This window comes from Bacillales bacterium, assembly GCA_035700025.1.
Lineage (GTDB): Bacteria > Bacillota > Bacilli > Bacillales > DASSOY01 > DASSOY01.
Genome location: DASSOY010000042.1, coordinates 33,910 through 40,104, shown reverse-complemented (window position 1 = coordinate 40,104; position 6,195 = coordinate 33,910). Strand labels below are relative to the sequence as shown.

Here is a 6,195-nt window from a genome sequence, read left to right as displayed (position 1 = left end):
ACCCAAGGACGCGCGCAAGCGCAAGTCCGGTGACGATGGCGAAGAGGTTCCACCCGTTCCCATGCCGAACACGGAAGTTAAGCTCTTCAGCGCCGATGGTAATGGGGTCTTGTGCCCTGTGAGAGTAGGACGTCGCCGGGCTCTTGCATATCTTCTTTTTTTTATGTCATAATACGAAGTGGTGTGCGGTTCGACGGACCGGCACTTTTCCTATTCTACAGCAGCTCAGTGACGAGCGTTTACTCCATCGAACTGCTTCGAGTTGCCTCGACGCATACTCATGAGGTTTAGGCTTGAAAGAGGAAGAGGCAGGGGACGTGCTGAGGTACGTAAGATTCAAAAAGTGTCAACTTTTTAATATTCCACAGTAGCTCAGTGGTAGAGCAATCGGCTGTTAACCGATGGGTCGCAGGTTCGAATCCTGCCTGTGGAGCCATGCTTCCATAGCTCAGCTGGTAGAGCACTTCCATGGTAAGGAAGGGGTCAGCGGTTCGAGTCCGCTTGGAAGCTCCATTTTATAGACTGCAAATCCCTTGATAAAGGGGTTTTTTTATTGTCATTCCCTTGGAGATCTGCAACTGAAGGTGTAAGGCCCAAATCATTTGGAGATGTTCATCGTGCATCGAACACCGATATTTTATCTGAAATTTCCATTTTCGAGCAGTCGTTTTCGTTTTATAAAAAGACGAACACATATCTCGGAAGGTGTCTGCGATGGGGATTTTTTTCAATGCGAAAAGATAGGGAACTCTTGTCGATCACGCTGTACAATGATGGGTATCCGAAACGGCGATGAGGAAGATGCGTAAGCCAACCCTTGGGAAACCAAGGGTTTTTTCGCGGGAACACGTTCAAAACCGTAGAATCGGCAGATTTTAAAAATATGCCAATGGCTGACATGACAAAACGGGCATTGCGGACTGGCGCGAAGCTCTTTTTATTGCCAATTGGCGTATTCAATCCCAACATATAGGAAGAATAAGAGCGGAGGTGATGAGCGATGATCGACCGGGAAACTTTGGCGGCGCACGAGGCGCTTGAAATTCATGAGGCGCTGAACTTGAAAACGCTCGATTTGGCGAAATCGAAACTGATGCAAGGGCTCGTTTTCGACCAAGATTTGAGGGCGTTGATGCAAAAGAATGTGGAGCAGTCGCTCTTAGGGATTCGCGATCTGCAATCCATTTACGAGAAAGCTTCTTTTCAGGCGCCGGTGCCGGAAAGCCGGCCGACGCCGATTTTGGATGGAAGGGGATAGGCTATGAACAACGATTATTTAGATCCGATTAATGCGCTCCATCTGCCGGAATTGGCGGATGCTACGTTTGTGACGGACTTTATGATTCGTTCGAAAGAAGCGGTCCGGAATACGGCGATTGCTTTGACGGAAACGGCGTCGCCGGAAGTACGCGCCCTATTGCGAACACAGCTCCGGCACGCGATCCAGCTGCATACGGAAGTCTCCGAACTGGCGATGGAGAAGAAGTGGTTCCACCCGTATGAGCTGAACGAACAGTACAAGCTTGATCAGCTTTCGGCGAAAAATACGGCCATGATCGCGCAGATGCGCTTGTTTCCGGACGACACGTCGCGCAAAGGCATGTTCGATCGAACACCGGACGAAGGAGGTGCGGGAGATTGAAAGCAGTGACTTATCAAGGCATCAAAAACGTACAGGTGAAGGACGTGCCTGATCCTCGAATCGAAAAGCCTGACGACCTGATTGTGCGTCTGACGACGACTGCGATTTGCGGTTCGGATTTACATCTGGTCCACGGTATGATTCCGAATTTGCACGAAGATTACATTATCGGGCATGAGCCGATGGGGATCGTTGAAGAAGTCGGTCCGGAAGTGAAGCATTTGAAGAAAGGCGATCGCGTAATCATTCCGTTCAACATTGCCTGTGGAGAATGTTTTTATTGTCAACATCAATTGGAAAGTCAATGCGATCAGTCCAACGCCCACGGAGAAATTGGGGCGTTTTTCGGCTATTCGGAAACGACCGGCGGCTATCCGGGTGGACAAGCGGAGTATTTGCGTGTTCCGTATGCGAATTTCACACCTTTCAAAATTCCGGAAAGCTGCGAAAAGCCCGATGAGGAGCTGTGCTTGATTTCCGATGCGATGACGACTGCGTTTTGGAGCATAGACAATGCCGGCGTGAAGGACGGGGACACGGTGATCGTGCTCGGCTGCGGGCCGGTTGGGCTGTTGGCTCAGAAATTCGCATGGCTGAAAGGAGCGGGCCGGGTGATCGCGGTCGACTATGTCGACTATCGATTGGAGCATGCGAAGCGGACAAACCGCGTGGAAACAGTGAATTTCGAGCAAGAGACGAATATCGGCAACCATTTGAAGGAGATCACGAAAGGCGGAGCCGACGTCGTCATTGATGCCGTCGGTATGGACGGCAAGATGAGCGAGCTCGAGTTTGTCGCCAGCGGCATGAAGCTGCAAAGCGGGACGCTTGGCGCGCTTGTGATGGCGACACAGGCGGTGCGCAAGGGCGGAACGATTCAGGTTACGGGCGTTTACGGCGGACGCTACAACGGATTTCCGCTCGGAGACATCATGCAGCGAAACGTGAACATTCGCTCCGGGCAGGCGCCGGTGATCCACTACATGCCCTACATGTATGAGTTGCTTACATCCGGTCAAATCGATGCTGGTGATGTCGTGACGCACGTGCTGCCGCTGTATGAAGCGGGGCTCGGGTATGAATTGTTTGACACAAGAACGGACGGTTGCATCAAAGTGGTGCTGAAACCGTAAGGAGGTTTGAAAAAAATGGCGTATGCGCTGCACGAAACGCTTGAGGTGCATGAGATGGCCGCGTTTAAGACGGTCGGCCTCACGAAGGCCAAGACCATGCGGGCGCTCGTCTCGGATGACGAGTTGAAGCGGATTATGAAAGAAGATATTGAAGTGTCGACGCGGCAGCTGCAAGACTTGAGCGAAATTTTGGCGAAGGCGAAGAGGAGGTGACGGCGGCATGAATTCGTTATTGGAAAACTTGACCGGGCTCGGCAAGTTGAAAGATGATGTCATTGCGATGGATTTGCTCGCGACCGCGAAAAGCGGGGTGCGAAATTATGCGATGGCTGTGACGGAGGCGGCGACGCCGGAAATCAAGGAGACGTTAACGGAGCATCTAGAGGAAGCGATCGATATGCATGAGCGATTGATGATCTATGTGACGGAACGCGGCCTGTATCACCCTTGGGACGTGAACGAACAAATCGAAGTGGATTTGAAAAACGCGAATACTGCGCTCAATCTTCCGGGATAGACCCATTCGAAAAAAAGCGTCACCACAGATAAACTGTCGGTGACGCCTTTTCGTTACACGGAAATGGGGCGGGCGGCGTGTTTTTCAAGATGTTGAAACAGTTCCCGGGCGAAGAGTTCGGGGTTATCGATCATTGAAAAATGACCGCATTGGGGCAGGAGTCTGAAGGTCGATTGCGGAATCGTTTCCTGCAGCCGGAGGCCCCAATATGGCGGCAAATACCGATCGTGTTGTCCCCAAAGGATTGTCGTTGGAACTTGAACATTGCGAAGATAAGGGACAAGTTCTTCGGTTTGATGATGTTCAAGAGCGAAAGCGGCCTGTTGCAATTCAATTCCTCCGTTTGGGTGGTTGAACGGGGCGGTGAAAGCATCGATCCACTCAGGTACCGCCAATTCTTGATGGTACAAGCCGCCCCTGATCAGCCGTTCGATGAACACCGGGGTCGGCTCGAATTCGGGAGCTGTCGGATAACGCAACGAGACGACTTGCGGCAACGGCCAATTGCTGAAACAAACACTGTCGGAAACCACGAGACTTTTCACCCGGTTTTCGTAATAAACGGCGAGAATTTGCGCGATTCCACCGCCGAGGTCGTGTCCGACGAGATGGGCGGATTCGATGCCGAGCTGATCTAAAAGTCGGATAATGCGGCTCGCTTGCTGCGGCAAAGTGAGTTCGCTGGCAACGCCTCGATCGGATTGACCATAACCGAGAAGGTCTGGCGCGATAACGTTATATTTTTGCGTCAAATAAGGCAATACCTGCATCCATATATGCGAATGGGTCGGAATGCCATGCAACAAGACGATGGTCTCATCACCGCTTCCAGCATGCCGATAGAACAGCCGGTGGTCTCCCGCCTGCACGAGACTTTCATTCATACGATCATCCCTTTCATGGTTTTTTCATCCCATGCATTAATTTGCCCGACATGCGTTCGAATATCAAAAAAGCCGTGATTCCGTTGTTCCTATGAGGAACATCGGGAATCACGGCTTAATCGAGGAGCTGCACGACGATTGGAACGTCGGGATCTGCATTGGGCAACGGCTGCGCGCCTCCTTGTTTCGATGTATAAGCGTTCGTTGCTTCGGGAGGAGCGGTTTCACCCGAGTCGACTATGATGAATGTTTGATACGGGCTTTGTTCGGTGTCCGGGTGATCGGCTGGTGCGATTTTTTCACCGAATAGGAATAAAGAAACGCATACGAAAGCACTCGCCATCAACAATACGATTTTGTTCACCGGTTGGCCTCCTTTGTATATTTGTACATATTTTACCACAATTCGATGCCGATGAAGCAATCGTTTAGTATGATAAGAGGAGAATTATTTTATAAGGAGGTTGTCCCATTGCCATTCAGTTATTTGTCTCATCTGTATTGTCCGAAATGCGAACTTACTTACGATGCGCATCAACCATACCAATTATGCGAATGCGGTTCTCCGCTGCTCGTTTCGTATGATTTGGATCGTTTAAAACACGAAATGGGCCGGGAGGAGATTGGCGGACGTTCAACGGACTTGTGGCGTTTTCATGAGATACTGCCGGTTGAGCATGAGGAAAACGTCGTTTCTCTTGGAGAGGGGATGACGCCGCTGCTTGCGATGCCGAAAATAGGCAGCGATATGGGGATTCCCGGGTTGTCTATGAAAGACGAAGGGTTGGTTCCGACCGGGGCGTTCAAGGCACGCGGAGCGGCTGTCGGCGTGTCGAAAGCGAAAGAGCTCGGGGTTAACCATCTTGCGATGCCGACGAACGGCAATGCTGGTGCGGCGTGGGCGTTGTACTGCGCGCGGGCAAATATTCGCGCCACCATTGCCATGCCGGTCGATGCGCCGGAAATTACGAGAAAAGAGTGCGTTGCTGCAGGCGCGGATCTTTATCTCGTGAACGGATTGATCGGCGATGCTGGAAAGATTGTCGGGGAAGCAGTGAAAACGAACGGCTGGTATGATGCGTCGACATTAAAAGAACCGTACCGGATTGAAGGCAAGAAGACGATGGGACTGGAGATTGCCGAACAGTTCGGCTGGCAAGTCCCGGACGTTATTCTGTATCCGACCGGAGGCGGGGTCGGGTTGATTGGCATCCATAAAGCATTGCGGGAATTGCAGGCGCTCGGATGGATAGACGAGGATCGAATGCCGCGTTTGGTTGCCGTACAGGCCGAAGGGTGCGCGCCGATCGTCAAAGCGTGGCAAGCGGGTGAGTCGCAAGCGGAGCCTTGGGAGAACGCTTCGACGGTCGCATTCGGAATTAACGTCGCGAAAGCGCTCGGCGATTTTTTGATTTTGCAAGCGTTGAAGGAAACGGACGGTTGTGCGGTTGCGGTGAGCGATGCGGAACTCTTGAGCGAGTTGCAGGCCGTCGCGGCAGCTGAAGGGGCGTTTGTGTGCCCCGAAGGGGCGGCGGCGTTTGCGGCGGCACGAAAGCTGCGTGCGGACGGCTGGATAAGGGAAGACGATCAAGTGGTCGTGTTGAACACCGGAGCAGGTATCAAGTATCCGAACACGGTAAACGTTGAGGCACCGGTGTTGGAAAAGGATGAACCGATTGCATAAGAAGCAGAAGCAAACACCACTTGCTTAGTGGTGTTTGTTTTGGACGAAATCCTTGCTTACCGGTAGTCTTCTCGCAATTCGGCTACCGATACTTGCTGTTCGTTTTCCGGTTCGTCGAGCGGATAAATTCTTGCGGTTTCGCTTTCTTCATTGACGTGCTGAATGTAAACCGGTACGCCTTTGTAGGAAACGTTCGCCATCACGGGAGATTCGGAAATTTCTTGCGCGCGTTGCGTGTTCATGCTTTTCCTCCTTATTCGAGTGTAGGTTTAGCGTTGCCCGCTCGGAAAGAACTATTCCATAAAAATTGGGACACGGCCGGAAACTGAGGTTCC

General features: G+C 51.8%; 9 protein-coding genes, 2 tRNA genes and 1 rRNA gene. 9 read left to right on the top strand and 3 right to left on the bottom strand.

Annotation, left to right across the window (positions count from 1 at the left end):
* Positions 1 to 25 precede the first annotated feature (25 nt).
* The 8 genes from rrf (at position 26) to VFK44_06945 (ending at position 3,292) form a co-directional block, all read left to right on the top strand.
* Positions 26 to 141 (top strand): 5S ribosomal RNA (rrf, locus tag VFK44_06980).
* 220 nt (positions 142 to 361) lie between these two features.
* Positions 362 to 436 (top strand) — tRNA-Asn (locus tag VFK44_06975).
* 1 nt (position 437) lies between these two features.
* Positions 438 to 513, top strand: a tRNA-Thr gene (locus VFK44_06970).
* 490 nt (positions 514 to 1,003) lie between these two features.
* A complete protein-coding gene (locus VFK44_06965) occupies positions 1,004 to 1,258 on the top strand; it encodes a spore gernimation protein GerQ (protein ID HET7628115.1) in 255 nt (84 codons plus the stop codon).
* Between the two features lie 3 nt (positions 1,259 to 1,261).
* The gene (locus tag VFK44_06960) at positions 1,262 to 1,642 is read left to right on the top strand and encodes a spore coat protein (protein ID HET7628114.1); all 381 of its coding nucleotides are present in this window, start codon (positions 1,262 to 1,264) and stop codon (positions 1,640 to 1,642) included.
* On the top strand, positions 1,639 to 2,775 hold the full coding sequence (locus tag VFK44_06955; protein HET7628113.1) for a zinc-dependent alcohol dehydrogenase: 1,137 nt from the start codon (positions 1,639 to 1,641) through the stop codon (positions 2,773 to 2,775). Before VFK44_06960 ends, VFK44_06955 begins: the two co-directional genes overlap by 4 nt.
* A gap of 15 nt (positions 2,776 to 2,790) precedes the next feature.
* Complete coding sequence (locus tag VFK44_06950) at positions 2,791 to 2,988, top strand: hypothetical protein (GenBank protein ID HET7628112.1); 198 nt, start codon at positions 2,791 to 2,793, stop codon at positions 2,986 to 2,988.
* A gap of 7 nt (positions 2,989 to 2,995) precedes the next feature.
* Positions 2,996 to 3,292 (top strand): spore coat protein, encoded by a 297-nt coding sequence (locus VFK44_06945; protein HET7628111.1) that lies wholly within the window; start codon positions 2,996 to 2,998, stop codon positions 3,290 to 3,292.
* A gap of 53 nt (positions 3,293 to 3,345) precedes the next feature.
* Here VFK44_06945 and VFK44_06940 read toward each other — a convergent pair whose 3' ends face one another.
* Both VFK44_06940 and VFK44_06935 read right to left on the bottom strand, forming a co-directional pair.
* Entirely contained in the window at positions 3,346 to 4,176 is an 831-nt protein-coding gene (locus VFK44_06940) for an alpha/beta hydrolase (GenBank protein HET7628110.1), read from the bottom strand.
* A 115-nt stretch (positions 4,177 to 4,291) separates the two neighbouring features.
* A complete protein-coding gene (locus VFK44_06935; GenBank protein HET7628109.1) occupies positions 4,292 to 4,540 on the bottom strand; it encodes a hypothetical protein in 249 nt (82 codons plus the stop codon).
* Between the two features lie 108 nt (positions 4,541 to 4,648).
* Between VFK44_06935 and VFK44_06930 the strand changes: the two genes are divergently transcribed.
* Positions 4,649 to 5,860: a threonine synthase gene (locus tag VFK44_06930; GenBank protein HET7628108.1), complete on the top strand. Its 1,212-nt coding sequence runs from the start codon at positions 4,649 to 4,651 to the stop codon at positions 5,858 to 5,860.
* Positions 5,861 to 5,916: 56 nt separating this feature from the next.
* On the opposite strand, the gene VFK44_06925 is transcribed toward VFK44_06930, so the two are convergent.
* On the bottom strand, positions 5,917 to 6,102 hold the full coding sequence (locus VFK44_06925; GenBank protein ID HET7628107.1) for a small acid-soluble spore protein H: 186 nt from the start codon (positions 6,100 to 6,102) through the stop codon (positions 5,917 to 5,919).
* Between the last annotated feature and the right edge of the window lie 93 nt (positions 6,103 to 6,195).

Excerpts from the sequence above, each read along its gene's own strand:
- VFK44_06925 (HET7628107.1), bottom strand. The coding sequence starts at position 6,102 with ATGAACACGCAACGCGCGCAAGAAATTTCCGAATCTCCCGTGATGGCG.
- VFK44_06950 (HET7628112.1), top strand. The coding sequence starts at position 2,791 with ATGGCGTATGCGCTGCACGAAACGCTTGAGGTGCATGAGATGGCCGCG.
- VFK44_06945 (HET7628111.1), top strand. The coding sequence starts at position 2,996 with ATGAATTCGTTATTGGAAAACTTGACCGGGCTCGGCAAGTTGAAAGAT.
- VFK44_06940 (HET7628110.1), bottom strand. The coding sequence starts at position 4,176 with ATGAATGAAAGTCTCGTGCAGGCGGGAGACCACCGGCTGTTCTATCGG.
- VFK44_06960 (HET7628114.1), top strand. The coding sequence starts at position 1,262 with ATGAACAACGATTATTTAGATCCGATTAATGCGCTCCATCTGCCGGAA.